Raw genomic sequence first — 440 nt, 5'->3', positions numbered from 1 at the left:
CAGTTACACGATGAGCGGCAAGCGCGCGGTGAGGAAGAACCTTTCCACGAGCGTCTCGGCGGACCGCATCGGCACGCTGATGCACTACCACTATCCGACCACCTGGAACCATATCCTGATCGACCATGCCGTCACCTTCCGGGTGCTGCCGATCAGCGCCACCGAAACCGCGGTGACGACGAAATGGCTGGTCCACAAGGATGCGGTGGAAGGCGTCGATTACGATCTTGCCGAACTCACCCATGTCTGGACCGAGACCAACGACCAGGATCGCCGCATCGTCGAGGAAAATGCTTTCGGCATCCTGTCGCCGGCCTATGAGCCCGGCCCCTATTCGGAGCAGCATGAGGGCGGCGTCATCCAGTTCGTCGAATGGTACGCCTCCTTCATCGGGCCGCGCCTTGCCGAAGGCGGCCGGCCGGCGCTGCGCAGCGTTGCTT

1 protein-coding gene is annotated in these 440 nt (G+C 62.7%); it reads left to right on the top strand.

Translation table 11 applies throughout. From position 1 onward, the window contains the following. Positions 1-440, top strand: a 440-nt coding sequence (locus EOA32_RS37835; RefSeq protein ID WP_281015322.1) for an SRPBCC family protein, incomplete at both ends; no start/stop codon positions are given.

The organism is Mesorhizobium sp. M1A.F.Ca.ET.072.01.1.1, assembly GCF_004023325.1.
Lineage (GTDB): Bacteria > Pseudomonadota > Alphaproteobacteria > Rhizobiales > Rhizobiaceae > Mesorhizobium.
Note: the sequence above shows the minus strand (reverse complement) of the source record. Positions and strands in the feature narration are given on the sequence as shown.